This is a genomic window from Mesorhizobium sp. USDA 4413, from assembly GCF_056280365.1.
Genome location: NZ_JBVPRP010000001.1, coordinates 2,238,014 through 2,258,093 on the forward strand (window position 1 = coordinate 2,238,014; position 20,080 = coordinate 2,258,093).

A 20,080-nucleotide genomic window follows, 5' to 3' on the forward strand; every position below is an offset into this window, starting at 1 on the left:
CGATGTCATCAAGCGAGAAGAGGTTGATTTGTTAAGGACGCACAGGCTCCTGCACATTCACAACACCGCGGCTGCTCGTTGCGCCACGAGCAGAAGGCCGAATAGCAGAACGATCTTTCCACAGGGATGACGAGCATGTTTTTCCGTGCGGATTTGCCGGATCAGACAAAGGCGAAGTCCTCGGCACTCAGGTGCAGCCCGCCGAGATCGGCCGGACTGTGGGGACCGATCAACTGACCGAATTCGTCCACCTTGTTTTCAGCTGTAACAAAGCCCAGATGAACCGTGCGTGTGGTGTCGTTGAAGTACGCGATGATATCGCCGGCGTGCTCGCCGGAAATTGCATTCGCAGCTCCGCCGCCATCGGTAAAACTTCTGTCGGTAATCACCACGACGTGCTCGCCATTCGCGCCCGAGGCAGCGCCGGCATAAAACATGTCCACCGGATGACCAGGTCGCGAGCTGGTGTGACTGACGAAATTTGCTCCTAGGCCGTCCGCGTAATACCCTTTCGCATCGAACGCCAGGGTATCTTGACCCGGGTCGAAATCCACTATGGCTGCGTAGGTTTCGGACGCGCCCTCCACGACCGCCCCGGGGGTCGGGTTGTGGGACTGAAACACGAAAGTGTCGCTACCCTCGCCTCCAAACAGGAGATCTCCGCCATTGCCTGCGAAAAGGACGTCGTCGCCGGGACCGCCGTAGAGCTTGTCATTATCCTGACCGGCCGGACTTGGTCGGTTGGGGCCATCGTCGCCGTAAAGGTAATCGTTGCCCTCTTCGCCGAAGACGCTGTCATTGCCCAGGCCGCCGAAGGCTCGATCGTTGCCCTCTCCGGCCGAGATGAAGTCGTTGCCACCGCCGCCGTCGAGCCAGTCATTGCCGGTGGGATCTATTACAAGATCGTCGCCGCCACCGCCCATGGCATTGTTGTCGCTCGGACCACCGTTAATGACCATGCCGACACTCCTTGTGAATGAAGCCCATCGCCCTTACGTGGATTGACGAGCCACCACAAATGGATTGTCTTTATGGCTACCATCCATAAAATGGATGTCAGAGGGTCGCTGCAAGGTCGCCGCGTCGCCGGCCGTGCCGGTCCGATCTTTGACCTGCCACGTTCCTAGTATCCGCTTGGGTCACCAGAGCGCCTCATGGTGATCGGACATGGGGTCATTGCGCGACGAGATTGTTTGCGGCCTCCAATCTGCCGATTGCGCGACTGTGCCGGTAACCCGCTGTAGCCGTCGGTGATGTGCTGATGGGCCAAGCGGCTGCACCCGTTCGCCGTCGACAATGTTGATCGGGTGCACGGAACTTGCTCAAGCTTGGTGGCGCGTTGTAAAAATGATTGTTTGGATGCGAACCATTCAGGTTGTGGATTCGAATGCGGTTTAAGGGCCTGGATCTGAATCTTCTTGTCGCGTTCGATGCGCTAATGACCGAGCGCAACCTTACCGCTGCGGCGCGAAGCATCAATCTCAGTCAGCCAGCCATGAGCGCCGCAATGGCTCGTCTTCGCGGCTATTTTCAAGATGAACTTTTTACGATGAGCGGCCGCAAGCTTCTAGCTACGCCGCGAGCCGAAATGCTTGCCCCCGCGGTCCGCGGCATTCTTTTGCAGCTCCAGATTTCTGTTTTGTGCCAGAGCGCGTTCGATCCCACCCAGTCGGACCGCCGTTTCAGGGTCATGGTTTCCGACTTCATGACGCTCGTGTTCTTTCGAAAGGTCGTGGAGCGCGTTGCACGAGATGCTCCTTCTGTTGCCTTTGATTTGGTCAGTCCTGCCGATGCTGGCGAGGAGGCACTTCGGCGCGGCGATCTGGATTTTCTCATTCTTCCTGATGCTTTTCTTTCGAACGCACATCCTAAGGCGATTCTGTTCGAGGATACGCTTGTGTGCGTTGGCTGTAGCTCGAACGAGGAACTCTACGGCCCATTCAGCTTCGAGAAATACATGGCGATGGGACACGTGGTGACGCGTTTTGGGAATCCCCACAGGCCAGCCGTTGAAGACTCATCGTTGCTCGGGTTCGGAATGGAAAGGCGTGTTGAAGTGACCGTTCCTTCCTTCAGCTCAATCCCACCAATGCTCTCCGGCACGAGACGCATAGCCACCATCCCACTACGACTTGTGAAGCATTTCGCCGCTATGATGCCCCTCAAGGTGGTAGACCTTCCATTACCCTTTCCAGCATTCGTTGAGGCCGTCCAATGGCCAGCCCAACAGAACACCGATCCGGCAAGTATTTGGATGCGGCAAAGATTGCTGGAGGAGGCGGCTCGGACAGACATATGAGCCGTGGCGCAGGCTGGCCGACGACACAAACCTCGATGGTCGGGCGCCGCGACTGTGTCCCTGCTAGTGAGCCCAACTGCGATTCGGACAGCACACGGCATCACGATCCGCTCCAGTTGGGTATGTCTTTCCAGCTCCAACCCATCGGGTCTTCTGAGCATCTCCCTCCTACCAGCGGGGGGCAACTCAGGTACGTCTCTTTGCCTTCTCGACTCCAAACGGACCGCTGCGATCGCACTCTCGATGAGATCGTGGCCATAAGCGTTCGTTACATCGATCCAGCCTTCGGGAGCCGGTCTCTGGGGCAGGCTCGATTTTAGCGCACGACGTCGATCCCTCCAATGCTGCGAGCAGCTGGCACGCGCAGATTCTTCGTAAGCGAATTTCCCAGGCCACGGCGTTGAGGCTCCGGAGCGGCGATGTAGGCGCCGTGGCATCGGATAGGGAGCGTTGACCGCGCCAGCCTGTGAGGTGAGAAGGGGCCATCGCGAAACCGGACCTCTGCATATGCTGAGCACCATTGGTGTGGCCATCACCATGTTCGCGGCCTCCAATATCGATGACATCTTTGTCCTGCTTGGCTTTTTCGGCCATCGCAAGTTCCACGCTCACCAAGTCATCATTGGACATTACCTGGGGTTCTCAACGCTGGTGGCAGCTAGCCTCGTAGCGTCCCTCGTCTCCTTGGTGTTGGCGCCTGCATATGTCGGCTTGCTTGGGTTCCTTCCGATCCTGATAGGCCTGAAAAAGCTTTACGACGCGTGGGGCGGTGATGATGGCGACGAAGCGGAAGTACCCAAGGCTGGCCTAGACAGCCTGCTTACGGTGGGAGCGGTTACGATCGCCAACGGAAGCGACAATATCGGCATCTACACGCCAGTCTTTGCCACAAGCAACAGAGCCGAAATCGGCATCATAATCGCGGTCTTTGCCATCGGCGTAGCAGTCTGGCTGGCGTTCTCGCACTGGCTGGTGAATCACCGATCCCTGGGCGCGCCGATTCGGCGCTAAGGCCACTGGCTGGTGCCGTTTGCCCTTATCGGAATTGGCGTATTCATCCTTTACGATTCAGGCTCACTCGCACTGATGAGTTTGGGAACATACAAGGTAGCCCAGTTCTTCCGGCTTTGGAACACGCTCCCGAATTCTGCCGAAATAAGTGCCGTGCTATCCACTGAGGGGCAATTCCTCGTGGGCGCCGAGGGGCAATTTTCCATGACGCGCGACACCGGCAGCTAATTGCAGGCCGCAGAAGGATTTGTCGGTTCCGACAACGCAGCGTTCTTGGCCGGCTCCAGGAAAATTCAGAGATGGCCCCGGCGAATACCGGGCGCAAATTGGACTGGACGCTCAGTCACCAAGAACGGCGGCAGCTGCGGCCTAGCAGCGGTAAGTGAGGCGCGAGACAGCCAAGAGAAGGGAGGCCATAGCGGAGAACTATCTGACGGGCCGCACTTGGCGCGCGCAGTTGGCGAGGTCTCAATGTGGAAGGGCGAAATGTGATCCATCCGAAACCTGGATGAACATTATCCAAGCAATCGATTTTCAAGAATCCCAAGTAAAGTGTTAAAAGTGCCAAGGGGGACCATCATCAGGAGTATGTCCGATAGCAGACCCTCTTCGCGGCATGGCCGGACGCGATACCCTCTTCAGCAGTGAGGGCGACGATCTGATCGAGCAGGGCGTTGGCGGCCACGAATCCATCCCGTCCGGTGCGGTCATTTGCGGCGCAAAGAGCGACCAGATCTTCGGACGAGAGGGCGTTGACGGCCCTCTATCCGACAACGGCCGCGACAAACCGCGCACCATTAGGGGCCCTGGTTTTGACGTGCTTGATTGGTGATGAAATGCGAACGCTGCTCATCGACCATCATGCCCATCTTACACGCACGATACAGGGGGCGCTCGAGGATTGCGGTTTCGCCGTTGATGTGGCTCGTACCCTGGACGAGGCATCCACTGCATTTTGTTGCGCAAGCTATGACATTCTCCTGTTGGAGTTGGTCATGCCGGACGGTGATAGCTTGCCCTGGCTGGCACAGTTAAGGAGCAACGGGCATTCGGTTCCTGCCCTCATCATGAGCAGTATCGACGATCTCGAAAAGCGTATTGCGGTTTTCAACGGTGGTGCGGACGATTTCCTGCCAAAACCAGTCTGCACCGAAGAGCTCATCGCCAGAATGCGGGCCATTCTGCGGCGTTCAACACAGATTACCGACCCCACCCTTGCATTTGGCAACCTGCAATTCGATCCGATCGGCCGACAAGTTTTCGTTGAGGGCCGGCCAATAAAGATAGCACGCCGCGAACTGTGTATTCTTGAGCATCTACTCAACCGCGCAGGTCGCACTGTTCCACGCGCGCAGCTGGAAGATAGCCTCTATGCGTTCGACGATGAGGTTTCGGCCAACGCGCTCGAAGTCGGCATCTATCGCTTGCGCAAAAATCTGGGTCAGTCAGGGGCAACCCTCCGAATCAACACAGCGCGTGGCATTGGCTACATCCTTGAATTGACTGACGCACCATCTGCCTAGGCTGGTCGCATTTTGAAAGCGAATATTGCCTTGAAAGTCGTTCCTAATGACCATCCTGCCACCAATCGGCGGTCGACCGTCATTGGAGGTTTGAGAACTATGGTTTCTCCTTGCCCGGCCTATCTTCTTTGCGCGCTCATTCTATTTTTCCCATTTTGTGCCACGGCCCAAAACAAGCGGTATGAAGGCGCACCGCGTGCCACTGCCAATAGCATCAACGGCACGCTGAATCTTTCCTCTTCGCTTGGCAAGACAATTCATTTATCCGCGCCAGCGGCGAGCATATTTATTGCCGATCCGACGATCGCAGATTTTCAGGCACCCTCGAACAAGACTGTCTTCGTCTTTGGCAAGAAATCTGGGCGGACCAGCCTATTTGCCTTGGACGCCAACGGGGAGGCTCTCGCCCAGTTGCATATTGTTGTCACTGAACCGATCGAGGATCTGCGCGCCATGTTGCGGACTCGGGTCGGTGACTATCCAATCCACGTCAGCTATACGCCGCGCGGCGCGATCCTTAGCGGGACAGCGCCCAATGCCCAAGTCGTCGACACCGCAACGAAAGTCACTGAGCAATTTCTCGGTGACGGCGCGCAGGTCGTCAATGAGATTCAAGTCGCTGGGTCGTTGCAGGTCAATCTGAGTGTGCGCGTAGCGGAGGTCTCCCGTAGCGCCATGAAGGAACTCGGTATCAACCTGTCCGCTTTCGGCAAGATCGGCAATTTGACAGTGGGTTTGGCCAGCGGCCAAGGTGCCGGTTCTGGCGCGGCGAGCGGCGGCGACATGGCCGGCGTCGCGTACAATGATGGCAATGTCAATCTTGGCGCGGTTCTCGACGCGCTCGCAAAGGAGCATGTCGCTTCTGTCTTAGCTGAGCCGAATCTCACCGCGATGTCCGGTGAATCCGCCAACTTCCTGGCCGGCGGTGAATTTCCCATTCCGGTCGTGCAGGGGAATGGGCAAGTCTCGGTTGAATTCCGTCACTTCGGCGTCGGCTTGGAGTTCGTGCCAACCGTTCTCAATAACGAGCAGATCAATATTCGCGTAAAGTCGGAAGCCAGTGAACTGTCGACACAAGGCGCCGTCCAAATCAACGGTATTTCCGTGCCTGCCGTCTCCACGCGGCGTGCCGACACCGCCGTTGAGCTCGGCAGCGGTCAAAGCTTTGCAATCGGCGGGCTGATCAGGCGGAACGTCAATGCTGATATTCGCACCTTTCCTTGGCTGGGCGACGTGCCGATCCTCGGCGCGTTGTTCCGTTCTTCATCATTTCAAAAGGAGGAGACGGAACTGGTTATCATAGTCACACCTTACATCGTGAGGCCAGGATCAAATCCCAAGCAGATGAGCGCGCCTACCGATCGCCTCGGCGCGGCTTCCGACGTGGAGGCCACTCCGATGAACTCATCGGAAAATCCGCCGCAAGACCACGCTACCGGCGGCTCAGGCGCCCTGGACGGCTTCATCATTGAATAGTGACGCCCAATAACGATGCGGATCACAAGCCTCCTGGTCGCTTTGAGTGCAAGCTTGAGTGGCTGCACGAGCTCCTCGCCGGTTGAGTCATCGACTGAAATCCTCGTCCGGCAGGAGAACAAGGTCTTATTCTTGCAGAGCCTTCGCGCCGTCGAACGGCAGCGTTTGCGCAATTTCATTGCGAGTGCCAGCCGTGGCCGGCCCGATGCCGTCCATCTTTTTATCAGCGGCCCACCCTGGCTGGGCGCGGAGATCGCCAGTCAGGTGATGGAGATGGGAGTTGACGCTTACAACATCCGCCTCTTTGAACAGCACCACCGTTCTGCAGCGCGAATAGAGGCGATTGTCTACGACAGCCTCCCTCCTGACTGTCCGCCATTTTCCGGTCCTTTAGCCAATGACAGTTCCTTCGACCGGACGCTCGGCTGTTCGACTCGCCGCAATTTGGCGGTCATGGTCAATGATCCGCTCGACTTGATCGACAACAACGCTGTCAGGCCAAGTCTCGGTGATCGTGCGGCTATTCCGGTTGCTAAATACAGGACCTTCGAGACGGGCAAGACCAGCAGCGTAGAACACGGAAAGTAATAGCAATCATGGCCTAGCACATACGCAGCCAGGCATTACGCATGACGGCGTTTGCGCAAGGGCAGGAATGGTCGTTGGGCGGCAACGGGTATCGATGGAGGCATCACGCAACGGGCGATGCTGGGGGGCGATTAGGCGATCAGACTTGAGGAACCTCTTCCCAAAGGTCCTTCAGAGAGCCATCAGAATGTTGCCTGGTTTTGCCCGGGAATGAAGTTGCATTGGTTGGAATTGCCTGATCGGCATTTCGGGCGTGAAATACCTCCTGTTCTTGCGTCGCATTTTCGATCCGCCTTGTACCGTGTGCACAAGGTGATGGGATAGCTGGCGTGCTCCCGCTGTAGACGCAAGAAGCCCGCGACTTGTGCAACCAAAGCCTCCTCGTCTACCACGCCCGCAGATGGTGATGCTCGAGCGAAGATTAGTCGGACGACAGCCGTGCTTTGATTGAGGTTCGCTATCGCAGTCGGACAAACTTCCCCTTCCTGCCAGGCTATTCTAAGACCCCGCCAGGAACTGATCGATTGAAGGCTACGCTACGCGTCCATGATCGGCATGCGGAACTTGTTGTCAGCGACATCCACGACATCCTTTTGGATGGTGCGCCGACTATGCAATGGATGATCTATCGCACCATCGAGGGATCCACCCCGCCGCAACCCAGCCCACCAATCAGGGCGGCAAAGTTTGTGCAGCCGCTGATTGGCAGGATAGGCAATCCGCGCGGAAGGAGACGCGGAGTGATTTATCAGGCTATGTTTTGAGGCATGCCTGCATAGTCGGGAACGCCTGCGGCTTGCATTGGGCCAGCCTCAAGGCGTGCCTTCAGATTGTTTAGATAATCTTCTGCATAGGATTTCGCGGCCGCAACCGGTAGATTGACGCCGGCCGCGACGGCCTCTTCTACCGCCGCCTTCACGAGACCGTTGCGAATTGCGAGTTTGACCTCGGGGCCGGCGACAAGGCTTACAGCCTGAGCCGCGAAATCGAGGCCTGCTTCGGCCAAAGCCCTCTTAATGTTGCCTCCGCTAATGGCGGTATGGATAAGCTTCGCCGCTTGCGACGCCCCCTCAATCGCCATTGAAACAGCATCGGCCACTTGGCCCAGGCCCGGAACGAAGCTGAGCAGCCCCGCCGCTGTCGCGGCCCAATCAAAAACTTGCGAGCCCACTTTGAGAACGCCGTCGATGGCGTGCATCAAAGCCCCGCCATTCTTCTTGACAGACTTGATATCGGGCTGGTCCGCCATGCCCATCTTCATGTCCGCGACCGCGTCCTTATCTGCCTGGGTTTTGGGAACATGGGTCTTTGCCTGCTGAATCGTGCGGTTCGCAACCGTCATATCGTTGTAGAATTTCGTGAAGTCCCGGTTGCTGATGTTACCGGAATCGACCGTATGTCCCCCTCCGAAGTCGAAGAACCCATGATGGGTCTTGTAGCCCGTAATTGAATTGTTCAGCAAACCGAACAATAAAGGATCTGACAGTAGCTGCGACGCCGCTTGCCGTACCTTCGGACCGAGACTCTTGTCGTCGGCCATCTTCGCCAGTTTGTCACGCGTCAGGACACCGCTCCCGAAAAAGTCACGCTGATTGCGGCTAATTGTATCGAGCGTGTTCAGCTCGGGTTGCGTGAGGCTCATCGACGATGAGGCGACTTGCAGGAAGTCATATTTGTGCACCTTGTCGATCGAGCCACCATACAACTGCTTCCAGGCATCTGGATGAGTGAGGAAATATTGGGCGGCTGCAATGACTTGGGGCGGGCATTTGCCGGTTTTTGCTGTGCCGTCAACGATCTTGTCGAAATCAGCCAGGCTCAGGTTCTTGGGTAGGTTGTCGGAGTATCGGTAAAGCTCGCGCACTGCATCGTTCAAGGTCATGACCGTCGGCTGACCATTTCCAGATCCGTCGGATGGGATGTAGTTCTGCTCGTAGCTTCGTGCTTGCTGGTCCTGGAAGGCGGCGACTTGTGGGTGATGGCCTGAGAACCCGGACAAATCATTTGCCTTGATCTTGCCGCCGCAGCGGCCATCACCCTGCGAGCCGATGGCATAAAAGAGCTCCGGGTCCTGCTGCAAGCTTTCGATAGCAGCCTTAAGATCCGGCGGCGTGGACGGATCATTGGCTAGCTCGCTCAGCGAATCCCAACTGAGCGGGCATTTGTCCTTATGGCGGTTCAGCACCGCTACAATCTGCAACTCGGGCTCAGTCAGCTTGCCGCCACACCACGTGATCCGCGTACCCGCTATCGGCGCCGGCGCGATGGGAGGTGGTGCGATGGGAGGCGAAGCGCCCGCAGAGGCTTGACCCAATGATTTGAATGCTTCCCTCAGAGCGGGTGGCATGAGCTCGAGCGGGTGCTCTCGCAAGTCTCGCAGCGACGCCTTCACATCTGGCGACAGTTCGTCCAGCGGGTGCTGCTGGAATTCGTCCATGGCCGACTTCAAATCCGCTGGCACGCCCAGTTGCGCGAAGGAATCGGGCACTTTGTCCTGCGGCGAGCAGCTGGAAAGCATCGCCTGGAAGGGCAGAAGCGCGCCTTGCCCGGTCTGGGCGACAATTTGCGGAGAAGGTTCTAGGCCCGCGCAGGCCTGTGGGGAGAGGGCGGGGGTGGAGCTATTTGCTGCCGAAAGGTTAAGTGACATCGTGCATCCTCACAGTTGAGATCAAAAGCCGTCACATTTGCGTCACCTGGTGCCACCGTCGTTCCCGACGAATACCGAACGCCGGCCGCATGACTAACGTGCGGCTATCAATGCTGCTGATTTTTAGTTCCTCGTCAGCGACAACACCGGTTACAAGCTTCAGCTGTCGAACAGCTGACGAGTGCGGAAGGAAGCGCAATTGTTAGCGAATGGCGGCCTTGTTGTTTCCTAGGGGAAGCTGCGGTGAATCCTCAATTGTCATCTCTGGCTCTGTGCAGGCTCACGGACGACGCTGTCCTGATGCGGCATTTCGGAAGAGAACGGACCTTCAGGTCGCCCATCGCGAACGACCACGGTCGAGGAGCCACGAAACAACATCAATTCCGTCTCCTTTGGGGGCGTCCCGGTGTCGTGAGGTCGCGCCTGTGCCTCCGCTACGAGGCCGTTGTACGTCTGCTCCACAAGCACAATGAAGCGGGGTGGGCCGGAAACCATGACTAGGCCCTTTCCCGGTGCCGGTCTCACGACGTAGCGCTCGTCGGAAATTCCAAGCTCATCAAGGGCCGCCTTGAACACCTCGAAGCGGACTGAAGTCAAAACCAGCATACGAGTCTGCGCTTCTTTCGCAGCAGATACGTGGAGCACAAGCCCATCATAATACCATTGGAGATCGTAGAGGTCGGTCAAGCGATCCAGAAACGCGCGCGGCGACATACTCGGCATACGCCCGCGGATGCGCCCCTTTACCTCGGAGCTGACGTTGACGTGGACATTGAGGTTGTTGCCGAATTCTCGCAAAGCGGCGGACAGGTCCTGATCCAGAACTGTATACCTATAAGGCGTCGACGGCAGCGACAGAGGGGCCGCCAGCGTCGTATAAATGCCGGTGGAGAGAAGAACCCCGAGAAAGAGAACTCTCATCGCAATGTGCAGAATGGTAGATCGGATCGTATTTTCCGGCATCTTGTCCAAAATCGAAAGTTGAAGTTCGTGCTGACCTGGACGCCGAACGTGGCCTTTAAATGACGCTTGGTGGCCAGTTCGTCAGCTTGTCGTCAGTTCGCCTCCCTAGGACAGCAGCTCGACAGCGGGTGATGAACGATCAAATCATCACACCTCAAACAGAACAACTGAGTCTTTGCATGACAATTGGTGTTACGTCCATCTCTGCCAATTTTGCCGATAACCTGTCTAGGGTGGGGGAAAGGTCAGCATGCGGCTCGCAGGCTCAGTTTGAGTGCGCACTTGTAGAGGCGGTCGCTTCGATCAAAAACGATGGCCCGTCGGCGACGGCGGGGGCGGGGCCTGTTGCTCCAGTCCTGCAGGTTCCGCGCGCGACCAGCGAGACGAGCCCATTGGGCGACCGCGTGCTCCAGACCCTTTCATCGCTGTATAGGGACAATGCCGTGACACCTGCCACGCCCGACCAAGAGGTACCCGTTGTGAAGGACGTCCTACTCGGGCCGGCGGAGCAGTCCCCTTCCCAAGCAGGGTCGGGAATGCGCATGTCAGGCGCTCCGCCAGGAAGGGAGAATTACGAAGCGATGATTGCCAGTCTGCGGGAAGTATACAGCGCCGTCACTGAGGTTTCCCTTGTCACCAAGAGTATCAGCGGCGCTACGTCATCCGTGAACACGCTAATAAAACAAGGATGAACGAGGCGCATGATCGCGTCACCGCACGGCGAAGGCATTGATCGCCGCCCGGCTGGTCGGCGATCGTGTCATTACGTTTTGCCGCTACTCTTGCTTCTGAGTGGTTGCAAGGACGATCTCTACACAAAATTGCAGGAACGCGATGCCAATGAGATGCTCGCGCTTTTGCTTGACAACGGCGTGGATGCGGTCCGCGTCGAAGCCAAGGATGGGACCAGCACGATTCAGGTCGAAAATGAGCAGGTTGCCTTCTCAATCAACCTGTTGAATGCGAAAGGGCTGCCGCGTCAGGTTTTCAAGAATCTCGGCGAAATATTCGAAGGATCGGGCCTCGTTGCCTCGCCGACCGAGGAGCGCGCCCGTTACGTCTATGCGTTGAACGAAGAATTGTCGCATACCATTAGCGAAATCGACGGCGTTTTCTCAGCACGTGTCCATGTTGTTTTGCCTGACAACGACCTGTTGCGGGAGCGCGCCACACCATCCTCGGCCTCGGTATTCGTCCGCCACGATGCCAACATAAATGTCTCGGCTCTACTGCCGCAGATAAAGATGCTCGTTGCAAACAGCATCCAAGGGTTATCCTACGACAAGGTAGAGGTCGTATTCGTGCCGGCGGAACGGCCGGCAGTTGAGCAACGGCCTGCCTTGACCCACGCAGCTAAATCAATTCCGGTGCCAATTCTGGCGGTCATTGCGGGTCTCGCTGTGGCAGTATTCGCGGTGCTGTTCTACTTGGCTACTTCTCTTGTCTATGGGCGGAGGCAGCTATCGCAACGAGCCAGGCTCGAGGGGCGCTCGGGTGTTTCAGCAATCGCGGCCGCTCGTAAAAACACCATCGGCGATGCCGCATAGGAGGTATTCCCAATGCCGATACGGATGCAAACCCTCAAACGCAATGACTCGTTCAAATTGCCTTTTACGGTCCTGGGCGAGCTTGCCGCTTCAGCCCATCCGACCCGCCTTGCTGCACGCCTTGACCCGGCTTTGTCGGCTGCGACGTTGGTGCGGTTGCAGAACAACCAAAGACTGCAGCCAAGACTGGCAAAACTACTCCTCGACGATGGAATGGACCTCAATGGAAGCGGTTGGGGGCCGGACCTTCTGCATGGGCATGATCCGCGCCAAGCGGCTGTGTTTGCCGGTAGTATCTGGCATGCCCGTTCGCTGGTGAAGCTGGTTTCCAAGTCTGAACTTACCGTTCTGATCGAACGTATCGGCGCTGAAGCGCATACGTTTGGCATCCGACACCAGGCGCAAGCGATCTCAACCAGCTTGATCGCAGATCCGGAAAAACTCGCCCAACGGATTGAACACGATGGATTAGCCTGTCTGGGGGTTTGGCTCGATGAGCATTCTTTGCTCGACCGCCACCGGGTGTTCCTACGCTTGCCCGTCGGGACCGCGGCCGAGAATCCTGCGACCGAACACCGCGATGCCGCATACCAATTGTTTTCGCTTGTGCTGGCGTACCTGGGAACGGAGGTCCCGGCGATATGACGCTCGATGATATCGTAGAGCCGGTCGCTCCGCCGATGCGCCCCGTCGGGCCGCTGGTCCCGGCCAGCGAGCTCGAAATCTGGCAGGGTGCCTTTCAGGCGCGCGCAGCGGCGGAACGGTATCTGCTGCGCGTTCGCCGCTGGGCGCGCATAGCTTATCAGCGCGAACGGGAGCGCGGACGTAGTGAGGGAATGAATCAAGGCGCTGAGGAAATGGCGCGGCTGATTGCGCAGACCGTCTCTGAAGCGGCACGCCAAAGGGCAGCGCTGGAGCAGCAATTGCCACAACTCGTCATGGAGATCGTAAGCGACCTGCTGGGCGCTTTTGACCCCGGTGAGCTGTTGGTGAGCGCCGTTCGTCACGCGATCGAACGGAAAGGCGGCGCGGAAGTCCGCCTCAAGGTGTGTCCCACGCAAGCCGATGCCGTCGCAGGTGAGTTCGCTGCGTATGATGGACGGGAAGGCCGGCCGAAAGTTCGAGTTGATCCGGATCCGGCGCTGTCGCCGCAGCAATGCGTGCTGTGGAGCGACTATGGCAATGTCGATCTTGGACTTGATGCGCAATTCCGGGCGCTGCGCCTCGGCTTTGGATTGCATGCTGAACAAGGCAAGCTGTGACCGAACTGCTACCACAACACGGCGGTCCGGCTGTAGACGGGACAATGGATGCGGCGCTCTCGTCTCTGAGATCGACCGCAAAGCATATCGACACGCGTGTCGTGCGCGGACGCCTGACTAGAGCCGTCGGTACGGTGCTCCATGCCGTGTTGCCGGATGCTCGAATTGGGGAACTTTGTCTGTTGCAGGATCCGCGCACCGGACACTCTCTCGAAGCCGAGGTGATCGGTTTCCTCCAAAATGGCGTGCTGCTCACCCCGATCGGTGACATGGTGGGCCTGTCCAGTCGCGCAGAAGTGGTCGCTAGCGGTCGAATGCATGAAGTGCCAGTCGGCCCCGATTTGCTTGGCCGCGTGATCGACAGCTTTGGCCGTCCCCTCGACGGCAAAGGCGCTCTCAAAGCCGACCAAACGCGCCCGCTTCGGGGCAAGGCGCCCAACCCCATGACAAGGCGCATGATCGAGCGACCATTCCCACTTGGCATCCGCGCCTTGGATGGTCTCCTGACATGCGGCGAAGGCCAGCGGATCGGGATCTATGGAGAGCCTGGTTGCGGCAAGTCAACGTTACTATCACAGATCATAAAGGGCGCGGCCGCCGACGTTAACATAGTTGCCCTCATTGGCGAGCGCGGGCGAGAAGTGCGCGAATTCGTTGAGCGACACCTTGGGGAAGCGGCTCTTCGTCGTACGATCATTGTGGTCGAAACATCCGACCGCTCGGCAATGGAGCGGGCGCAATGTGCTCACATGGCAAGCGCACTTGCCGAACATTTTCGCGAACAAGGGCAACGCGTCGTTCTGATGATGGATTCCTTGACACGCTTTTGCCGGGCCATGCGCGAAATCGGACTTGCTGCGGGCGAACCGCCGACCCGGCGAGGCTTTCCGCCTTCCGTGTTTGCCATGCTGCCAGGCCTGCTGGAGCGCGCGGGCATGGGCGAGCGTGGCTCAATTACAGCCTTCTATACAGTGCTTGTCGAAGGTGACGGCATGGGGGATCCCATCGCAGAAGAATCGCGCGGCATTCTCGATGGCCATGTCGTCCTCTCACGCACGATCGCTGCGCGATCCCATTTCCCCGCGATCGATGTGCTGCAAAGTCGCAGCCGCGTAATGGATGCCGTCGTGCCTATGGCACATCGCAAGGCGGCATCTACGTTCCGTGATCTCCTCTCGCGCTATGCCGAGTCCGAGTTTTTGGTCAAGGTCGGCGAATACAAGCAAGGCAACGATCCGCTTACTGACAGGGCTATCGACTCGATCGGCGACCTGCAGGAATTTTTGCGCCAGGGAGAAGACGAGGCGAGCGACTTTGAGGAAACCGTCGCATGGATGTTGCAGCTGACCACATGAACTGTCTCCACGCAACGAGCTTGCGGCGTTTGAAGGATATACGAGAGCGTAGCGCCCTTCGTGAGCTGTCCAAAAAGGAAGCCAAGGCCCACCTAGCGGCCGAGGCCGCACAGCATGCTTCCCGCGAGCTTGCAATCGCACAGCAACACTGCGCGAGGGCGGAAATGGAGCTTTACCAACGGTTTGCATCGCTCGATGCCTTGTCCTTCCAGGCGCTCGATCAAGGCCATCTCCACATAGAGCGGCTTGAGGCTGAGGTCGCCTTGAGGCGCAAGACGCTTGATAACGCTTGCATCGCTCAAGAACAGGCCGAGACAGCGGCGTCTGAGGCAAGGTCGCACTGGATCAGCTGTTCGGCGGCAAGGCACAAGTGGGAACAAATTGAGGACGACGTCCGGCGCGGCGTCGATATCCACTCTCAGACCGCAGCCGAGACGGAGGCCAACGATGAGATCCTGCTTCGGTACGCGAGCGCCTCGCTGCACGAGGTGACGGGCAAGTCAATCTGATGACCGCTAGCATTCTTGTCGTGTCGCGATGGTGCCGTCTTGTAGAGCCGAAAACACTTTGAGCACACACGATTCACTGCAGCCAAAGCTAAGTCTGTCCCACGACGTCGTCTCATGGCTCAACGAGTGCGCACACCCCCGCACGCCTTTTCAGTGCCGACTTGGCGACGAGCCGCTATCGGTGCGAATGGGACGGCTTGTCTGGCAGCCGGAATCGCTTTCCATTCCGATGCTCGAATGCGTTTGGCAGCTCGGAGATGAGACGATCGTTTTGTCGATCTCCCGTGCACTGATAGAGAGGTTCATCTCGACCGTGCAGAGCGGCATCGGCTTACCTTCCGAGCCAACCGGTTCACTCGTTCTCGAACTCGCGCTCGAGCCACTTATCGCTCGACTCGAGGCCCAGTCACAGCAGGACGTGCAACTGGCTCAACTGCGCGAAGCCACCATGCCACCTCCCTATCTCGAATTTGACGTCGCCTGCGGCCCGATCAACGGCAAAGCTCGTCTGTGCCTATTCTCGCCTCTCGATGGCCCGGTGCCGTTCGCGTTCCACGCCCTGGCGGATCTGCTTCGACAATTGCCGCGACAACCGTGCGAATTATCCGCTGACCTCCCGGTCCTGGTTGCAGGAAAGATCGGCTCGCTTTGCGTTCCGGCGGCGCTTATTCGCACGACATCTCCCGGTGATGCTTTGATACCAGACGTATTACCGTTCCACCGCGATCAGGTCATCCTCTCTGCGGGCCGGCTCTGGGCCGTGGCAGACGTTGCGGACGACCGCCTGATCCTGCGCGGGCCTTTCCGCCTGCACCCATGCCCTTTGGAGTATGCGCACATCATGACAGAACCGGAATTGCAGCAAGGGCCATCGGATGCCGAGCTCGACGATATCGAAATCACTCTGGTCTTTGAATGCGGCCGCTGGCTGATGCCGCTGGGGGAACTGAGGAATGCCGGCGAAGGGCACATCTTCGAACTTAATCGGCCGGTCGACGGTCCGATCGATATAGTTGCCAACGGCCGGCGTATCGGCCGTGGCGACATCGTGCGCATCGGCGACGAGCTTGGCATCAGGCTACGTGGCAGGTTGGCTTGCAATGAGTGAGATCCAACCAGGGATCCTGGCGCTTCTTGCGGTTACGGCTGGACTGGGTCTGCTGCTGCTCACAGTCGTCACAACCACGGCCTTTATAAAGGTATCAGTGGTTCTATTTCTCGTCCGCAATGCGCTCGGGACGCAGACGATACCCCCGAATATAGTTCTTTACGCGACGGCATTAATTCTCACCGTTTTCGTCAGCGCGCCTGTTATCGAGCAGACCTATGCGCGCGTCACGGACCCGAAGCTCCACTATCAAACCTTCGATGACTGGGTTGCCGCTGCTGAGGAGGGACGAGAGCCTTTGCGTGCCTATCTCAAGAAGTTCACAAGCGAAGAGCAGCGTCGATTTTTCCTATCGTCGACCAAAAAAGTCTGGCCAGAGGAAATGCGCGCCAGAGCGACACCTGATGATTTCGCCATTCTCGTACCGTCCTTTCTAATTTCAGAACTCAAGCGTGCCTTCGAAATTGGCTTTCTTCTTTATCTTCCGTTTATCTGCATAGACCTCATCGTAACGACAATTTTGATGGCGATGGGTATGTCAATGGTCTCGCCCACAATGATAGCTGTCCCTTTCAAACTCTTTCTATTTGTTACTATTGATGGTTGGTCCCGGCTAATGCACGGGCTTGTGTTGAGTTATGCAACACCGGGAGGTTGAGATGGATGAGCCCAGCATTGTAGCCCAAATGAGCCAAACCTTGATCGTTTTCATGATTTGGGTTCTGCCGCCACTCATTGCCGCTGTGGTTGTCGGCCTGGGCATCGGTATTATCCAGGCGGCAACACAGATTCAGGACGAAACCTTGCACCTGACAGTGAAACTATTGGTCGTTGTTGCGATCATTGCTCTGTTTGCTCCTGTACTAAGCGCTCCGCTCATCGAGCAAGCCGATTACGTGTTCTCCCAGTTTCCCGCGATTATACCGAGTTACTAGGCTTCACCATGTCTGGTTCGTTGCCCACCGAGGCCCAAATGCTCATCCAGGGGGCCATCGAACTCATCATCGCCGCCGGTCTTGCTGCGGCTCGCGCTGTCGGCATTATGCTGGTCCTGCCTGTATTTACGCGGTCTCAAATTGGCGGGCTGATCAGAACATGCCTTGCTGTCGCGTTTGGGCTACCGTGCTTGGCACCCATCAGAGACGGGTTACAGCTGCTCGATCCCGATACACGTTTCATCCAAGTGACACTGCTCGGTTTGAAGGAGATTTTTGTCGGTCTGCTACTTGGGATTCCACTCGGAATCCCGATATGGAGCCTCCAGGCCGCCGGTGAGCTTGTCGACACCCAGCGCGGCATCACCAGCCAAGTCGGTCCGGTAGACCCTGCGACCAACACTCAGGCATCCGCGATGGGACTTTTTCTCGGAATCACGGCGATCACGATCTTCGTCGCATCGGAAGGTCTGGAGAACATGATCAGCGGCCTTTATGGCAGCTACTCAATCTGGCCCGTATATGAATTTCACCCCGCGCTGACCGCACAAGGGGCAATGGAACTAATCGGGCTCCTCGACCGGATTATGGTGACGAGTTTACTAGTCTCCGGGCCTGTCGTGGCCTTTCTGTTACTGATTGACATTTCGGTAATGATTCTTGCCCGCTTTGCCCCGCAACTCAAATCGAACCGCCTTTCCCCGACGATCAAAAATATCGGCTTTCCGATCATCATGGTCACCTACACTGCGTATCTCATCGACGCCATGGCGTCAGATATCGCACAGGCCAATGGCGGGCTCGAGGCGTTCGAAAAGATGCTTAAATGAGCACGAGCGAAGAGAAGAAGCACCCGGGCACTCACAAGAAGCTAAGGGAAGCACGCAAGAAGGGGCAGATTGCGCGCAACACCGATTTCGTCCGCGCCGTCGGCACCTGCGCCGGTCTCGGCTATCTGTGCTTGAGAGCCAGCGCGATCGAAGACAAATGCATCGAAGCGGTATTATTGACCGACAAGCTGCAGAATCTGCCTTTCAATATCGCTGTCGGGCAAGCGCTAATTCTCTTGACCGAGCTCACCGTGACGACCGTCGGCCCGCTGCTTGGAACTGTAGCCGCCGCGGCGGTCTCGGCCGCATTCATCTCTAACGGTGGACTACTCTTCTCGTTCGAGCCGATGGCGCCCAGGTTTGAAAAAATCAATCCTTTTCAGGGACTGAAGCGCATCGTGTCGATGCGCTCCTTAACCGACCTTGGCAAGGCGCTGGTGAAGCTATTACTCCTCGGCGCAATCTTTCTTTTTTCTATTCTGGGCATGTGGAGAACGATGGTCTATCTGCCGTTCTGCGGCATTTCGTGCCTCGGCTTCGTCTTTACGGAGGTGAAACTGCTGGTCGGGATTGGTGCCGGTGCACTTCTGGTCGGCGGCTTGGTCGATCTCCTGCTCCAGCGCTGGTTGTTTTTGCGCGACATGCGCATGACTGAGACCGAGGTCAAGCGCGAAAGGAAGGAACAAGAAGGTACGCCAGAGTTGAAGCGTGAGCGACGTCGCCTACGTCAAGAGATGGCTGGCGAACCTCCGCTTGGCGTGCATCACGCCACATTGATTTTGAGAGGGCGGGCGATATTGGTCGGTCTGCGTTACGTGCGGGGCGAGACTGGGGTGCCCGTCTTGGTTTGCCGCGGCGAGGGCGAGGCCGTTTCACCTATCTTCGCAGCGGCGCAGGCGCTACGTCTAAGTATTGTCGACAATGATGGGCTGGCGCGTCAGCTCATCCGAACGACCAAGTTAGGAAAACCTGTTCCCAGGCAGTATTTCGAGCCTGTCGCAAGAGCGCTCCATGCCGCTGGCTTAGTCTAGACAAGTGGACAAAATCGGTTCTCCGTGATTGCGCAGGTTACTGTGCCACTATGGCCCATGGGCAAGCGAGAATCGTCGAAGTGTCCGGGCGACCTCACATGTTTTGGAGAATTATCGCAATGTTCGCGGGCACTGTCAGGAATTCTGTACGCGAGGTCATGATGATGGAAAGGAGGAAAATCACATGGCTATCGAGAGGCAACTTCTTGACCAACTGCTTTCGGGTGGCGAGGTATTTGCCAAGGACGGGTTGCCGGACCACGTGAAGAAGGCGCTACAAATTTCCAGGCCCTCTCTCAGGCTGCAGCTCGCGCCCGCTGCCGCAGGAGTTCCAGTGGTCTTCTTTTGGCAACTTCAGCATTTTAGCTGAGCGCAGGTCAGGTTTATGTCAGGTAAGGACGGCTATGTTTGATGGCCAAAGCTTTGTCATTGTCTCAGGAAAGAAACATTTGCGAAAGATTGATGTCTGTCGGGTGGTACGGGCGGGATTGGGATGAGCGCCAAAGAATGCGAAGCACCCACGCGCGCAAGGTCATCACGGCGAGAAGGCGAAGCCAGAACCTGCTTGCGCCCAGGAAGACAGCGTCGCCTTTGGCGCATGGCTCGATGTCTGCGGTTCCCGTTATTTCCATGCCGCCAACGTGCGTGCGACATCGCCTGCCGCGACTACTGCGCGTGCTCCGGATTAAACAAGCTTTTGGGGATCGCCGCCGATGCCGTGCAAGCGATCGCGTTAGGGCGATCCAGGAGACCTCGAACGAAACCGCTGGGATCTCGCGCAGCTTGAGCTGACCAATCTGCGAGTACTTGGGTCGCATGCGCTTCGAGCGCGCTGATGAGGGCATGGCCAACGTCAGACTTTTCAGCCCCCCATTTCGTGAAGACCATCTTCGCGTGGGCACCCGGTCCATCGCACTTCTCGCTCTCCAGATGAGCGAATCAGGCCTCGACACTATAGGCGGCGCATTGCCCGCATTGGAGATTGGATATGACGGG

At 57.5% G+C, this 20,080-nt stretch carries 22 protein-coding genes; 19 read left to right on the forward strand and 3 right to left on the reverse strand.

The annotated features are described in order from the left end of the window. Positions 1-161: 161 nt before the first annotated feature. Positions 162-959: a calcium-binding protein gene (locus ACVMIM_RS10945; protein WP_040985443.1), complete on the reverse strand. Its 798-nt coding sequence runs from the start codon at positions 957-959 to the stop codon at positions 162-164. A gap of 428 nt (positions 960-1,387) precedes the next feature. On the opposite strand from ACVMIM_RS10945, the gene ACVMIM_RS10950 reads away from it, so the two are divergent. The 7 genes from ACVMIM_RS10950 (at position 1,388) to ACVMIM_RS10980 (ending at position 7,661) form a co-directional block, all read left to right on the forward strand. Then, positions 1,388-2,299, forward strand: coding sequence for a LysR family transcriptional regulator (locus tag ACVMIM_RS10950; protein WP_040985442.1), 912 nt, complete (start codon positions 1,388-1,390; stop codon positions 2,297-2,299). A 507-nt stretch (positions 2,300-2,806) separates the two neighbouring features. Further along, on the forward strand, positions 2,807-3,310 hold the full coding sequence (locus tag ACVMIM_RS10955) for a cadmium resistance transporter (RefSeq protein ID WP_476111932.1): 504 nt from the start codon (positions 2,807-2,809) through the stop codon (positions 3,308-3,310). Between the two features lie 616 nt (positions 3,311-3,926). Beyond that, the gene (locus ACVMIM_RS10960; RefSeq protein ID WP_040985441.1) at positions 3,927-4,142 is read left to right on the forward strand and encodes a hypothetical protein; all 216 of its coding nucleotides are present in this window, start codon (positions 3,927-3,929) and stop codon (positions 4,140-4,142) included. A 4-nt stretch (positions 4,143-4,146) separates the two neighbouring features. Beyond that, positions 4,147-4,833, forward strand: a complete 687-nt coding sequence (locus ACVMIM_RS10965; RefSeq protein ID WP_040985439.1) for a winged helix-turn-helix domain-containing protein — start codon at positions 4,147-4,149, stop codon at positions 4,831-4,833. Positions 4,834-4,863: 30 nt separating this feature from the next. Further along, positions 4,864-6,309, forward strand: coding sequence for a type II and III secretion system protein family protein (locus tag ACVMIM_RS10970; RefSeq protein ID WP_040986122.1), 1,446 nt, complete (start codon positions 4,864-4,866; stop codon positions 6,307-6,309). 15 nt (positions 6,310-6,324) lie between these two features. Beyond that, the gene (locus tag ACVMIM_RS10975; protein ID WP_476111935.1) at positions 6,325-6,897 is read left to right on the forward strand and encodes a CpaD family pilus assembly lipoprotein; all 573 of its coding nucleotides are present in this window, start codon (positions 6,325-6,327) and stop codon (positions 6,895-6,897) included. Between the two features lie 524 nt (positions 6,898-7,421). After that, complete coding sequence (locus ACVMIM_RS10980; protein ID WP_476111937.1) at positions 7,422-7,661, forward strand: hypothetical protein; 240 nt, start codon at positions 7,422-7,424, stop codon at positions 7,659-7,661. Here the strand turns inward: ACVMIM_RS10980 and ACVMIM_RS10985 are convergent. Together ACVMIM_RS10985 and ACVMIM_RS10990 are read right to left on the reverse strand one after the other, a co-directional pair. After that, positions 7,646-9,544, reverse strand: coding sequence for an HrpF/NolX family T3SS translocon protein (locus ACVMIM_RS10985; RefSeq protein ID WP_040985435.1), 1,899 nt, complete (start codon positions 9,542-9,544; stop codon positions 7,646-7,648). The genes ACVMIM_RS10980 and ACVMIM_RS10985 overlap by 16 nt on opposite strands. Positions 9,545-9,802: 258 nt before the next feature. Then, positions 9,803-10,507, reverse strand: a complete 705-nt coding sequence (locus tag ACVMIM_RS10990; protein ID WP_476117172.1) for a nodulation protein NolW — start codon at positions 10,505-10,507, stop codon at positions 9,803-9,805. A gap of 179 nt (positions 10,508-10,686) precedes the next feature. Here ACVMIM_RS10990 and ACVMIM_RS10995 point away from each other — a divergent pair, with 179 nt between their 5' ends. From ACVMIM_RS10995 to ACVMIM_RS11050, 12 genes are all read left to right on the forward strand, one after another. Next, entirely contained in the window at positions 10,687-11,199 is a 513-nt protein-coding gene (locus ACVMIM_RS10995; RefSeq protein WP_040985433.1) for a nodulation protein NolB, read from the forward strand. Between the two features lie 9 nt (positions 11,200-11,208). Further along, on the forward strand, positions 11,209-12,054 hold the full coding sequence (gene sctJ / locus ACVMIM_RS11000; RefSeq protein ID WP_040985431.1) for a type III secretion system inner membrane ring lipoprotein SctJ: 846 nt from the start codon (positions 11,209-11,211) through the stop codon (positions 12,052-12,054). 12 nt (positions 12,055-12,066) lie between these two features. After that, positions 12,067-12,699, forward strand: a complete 633-nt coding sequence (locus ACVMIM_RS11005; RefSeq protein WP_040985430.1) for a nodulation protein NolU — start codon at positions 12,067-12,069, stop codon at positions 12,697-12,699. Next, positions 12,696-13,316, forward strand: a complete 621-nt coding sequence (gene sctL, locus ACVMIM_RS11010) for a type III secretion system stator protein SctL (RefSeq protein ID WP_040985428.1) — start codon at positions 12,696-12,698, stop codon at positions 13,314-13,316. The genes ACVMIM_RS11005 and sctL overlap by 4 nt, the downstream gene beginning before the upstream one ends. Before the next feature lie 44 nt (positions 13,317-13,360). Further along, on the forward strand, positions 13,361-14,671 hold the full coding sequence (sctN, locus tag ACVMIM_RS11015) for a type III secretion system ATPase SctN (protein ID WP_052457963.1): 1,311 nt from the start codon (positions 13,361-13,363) through the stop codon (positions 14,669-14,671). Then, the gene (locus ACVMIM_RS11020; RefSeq protein WP_040985424.1) at positions 14,647-15,180 is read left to right on the forward strand and encodes a hypothetical protein; all 534 of its coding nucleotides are present in this window, start codon (positions 14,647-14,649) and stop codon (positions 15,178-15,180) included. Before sctN ends, ACVMIM_RS11020 begins: the two co-directional genes overlap by 25 nt. Before the next feature lie 187 nt (positions 15,181-15,367). After that, on the forward strand, positions 15,368-16,288 hold the full coding sequence (gene sctQ, locus ACVMIM_RS11025; RefSeq protein ID WP_476111941.1) for a type III secretion system cytoplasmic ring protein SctQ: 921 nt from the start codon (positions 15,368-15,370) through the stop codon (positions 16,286-16,288). Beyond that, positions 16,281-16,946: a type III secretion system export apparatus subunit SctR gene (sctR, locus tag ACVMIM_RS11030; protein ID WP_040985422.1), complete on the forward strand. Its 666-nt coding sequence runs from the start codon at positions 16,281-16,283 to the stop codon at positions 16,944-16,946. Before sctQ ends, sctR begins: the two co-directional genes overlap by 8 nt. 1 nt (position 16,947) lies before the next feature. Continuing rightward, a complete protein-coding gene (locus tag ACVMIM_RS11035) occupies positions 16,948-17,223 on the forward strand; it encodes an EscS/YscS/HrcS family type III secretion system export apparatus protein (RefSeq protein ID WP_040985420.1) in 276 nt (91 codons plus the stop codon). A gap of 8 nt (positions 17,224-17,231) precedes the next feature. Then, complete coding sequence (gene sctT, locus ACVMIM_RS11040) at positions 17,232-18,053, forward strand: type III secretion system export apparatus subunit SctT (protein WP_040985418.1); 822 nt, start codon at positions 17,232-17,234, stop codon at positions 18,051-18,053. Next, positions 18,050-19,084 carry an EscU/YscU/HrcU family type III secretion system export apparatus switch protein gene (locus ACVMIM_RS11045; protein ID WP_040985416.1) on the forward strand — a complete coding sequence of 345 codons (1,035 nt, stop codon included), beginning with the start codon at positions 18,050-18,052 and terminating at the stop codon, positions 19,082-19,084. The genes sctT and ACVMIM_RS11045 overlap by 4 nt, the downstream gene beginning before the upstream one ends. Positions 19,085-19,268: 184 nt before the next feature. Continuing rightward, positions 19,269-19,454, forward strand: coding sequence for a hypothetical protein (locus ACVMIM_RS11050; protein WP_108722981.1), 186 nt, complete (start codon positions 19,269-19,271; stop codon positions 19,452-19,454). Positions 19,455-20,080 lie beyond the last annotated feature (626 nt).

Coding starts and splice junctions, on each gene's coding strand:
- sctL (WP_040985428.1), top strand. CDS start 12,696: ATGACGCTCGATGATATCGTAGAGCCGGTCGCTCCGCCGATGCGCCCC.
- sctR (WP_040985422.1), top strand. CDS start 16,281: ATGAGTGAGATCCAACCAGGGATCCTGGCGCTTCTTGCGGTTACGGCT.
- ACVMIM_RS11050 (WP_108722981.1), top strand. CDS start 19,269: ATGGCTATCGAGAGGCAACTTCTTGACCAACTGCTTTCGGGTGGCGAG.
- ACVMIM_RS11045 (WP_040985416.1), top strand. CDS start 18,050: ATGAGCACGAGCGAAGAGAAGAAGCACCCGGGCACTCACAAGAAGCTA.
- ACVMIM_RS10950 (WP_040985442.1), top strand. CDS start 1,388: ATGCGGTTTAAGGGCCTGGATCTGAATCTTCTTGTCGCGTTCGATGCG.
- ACVMIM_RS11005 (WP_040985430.1), top strand. CDS start 12,067: ATGCCGATACGGATGCAAACCCTCAAACGCAATGACTCGTTCAAATTG.
- ACVMIM_RS10945 (WP_040985443.1), bottom strand. CDS start 959: ATGGTCATTAACGGTGGTCCGAGCGACAACAATGCCATGGGCGGTGGC.
- ACVMIM_RS10975 (WP_476111935.1), top strand. CDS start 6,325: ATGCGGATCACAAGCCTCCTGGTCGCTTTGAGTGCAAGCTTGAGTGGC.
- ACVMIM_RS10965 (WP_040985439.1), top strand. CDS start 4,147: ATGCGAACGCTGCTCATCGACCATCATGCCCATCTTACACGCACGATA.
- ACVMIM_RS11035 (WP_040985420.1), top strand. CDS start 16,948: ATGGATGAGCCCAGCATTGTAGCCCAAATGAGCCAAACCTTGATCGTT.
- sctQ (WP_476111941.1), top strand. CDS start 15,368: ATGGGACGGCTTGTCTGGCAGCCGGAATCGCTTTCCATTCCGATGCTC.
- ACVMIM_RS10955 (WP_476111932.1), top strand. CDS start 2,807: ATGCTGAGCACCATTGGTGTGGCCATCACCATGTTCGCGGCCTCCAAT.
- ACVMIM_RS10985 (WP_040985435.1), bottom strand. CDS start 9,544: ATGTCACTTAACCTTTCGGCAGCAAATAGCTCCACCCCCGCCCTCTCC.
- ACVMIM_RS10995 (WP_040985433.1), top strand. CDS start 10,687: ATGACAATTGGTGTTACGTCCATCTCTGCCAATTTTGCCGATAACCTG.
- ACVMIM_RS10990 (WP_476117172.1), bottom strand. CDS start 10,507: ATGCCGGAAAATACGATCCGATCTACCATTCTGCACATTGCGATGAGA.
- sctJ (WP_040985431.1), top strand. CDS start 11,209: ATGATCGCGTCACCGCACGGCGAAGGCATTGATCGCCGCCCGGCTGGT.
- ACVMIM_RS10960 (WP_040985441.1), top strand. CDS start 3,927: ATGGCCGGACGCGATACCCTCTTCAGCAGTGAGGGCGACGATCTGATC.
- ACVMIM_RS11020 (WP_040985424.1), top strand. CDS start 14,647: ATGGATGTTGCAGCTGACCACATGAACTGTCTCCACGCAACGAGCTTG.
- sctN (WP_052457963.1), top strand. CDS start 13,361: ATGGATGCGGCGCTCTCGTCTCTGAGATCGACCGCAAAGCATATCGAC.
- sctT (WP_040985418.1), top strand. CDS start 17,232: ATGTCTGGTTCGTTGCCCACCGAGGCCCAAATGCTCATCCAGGGGGCC.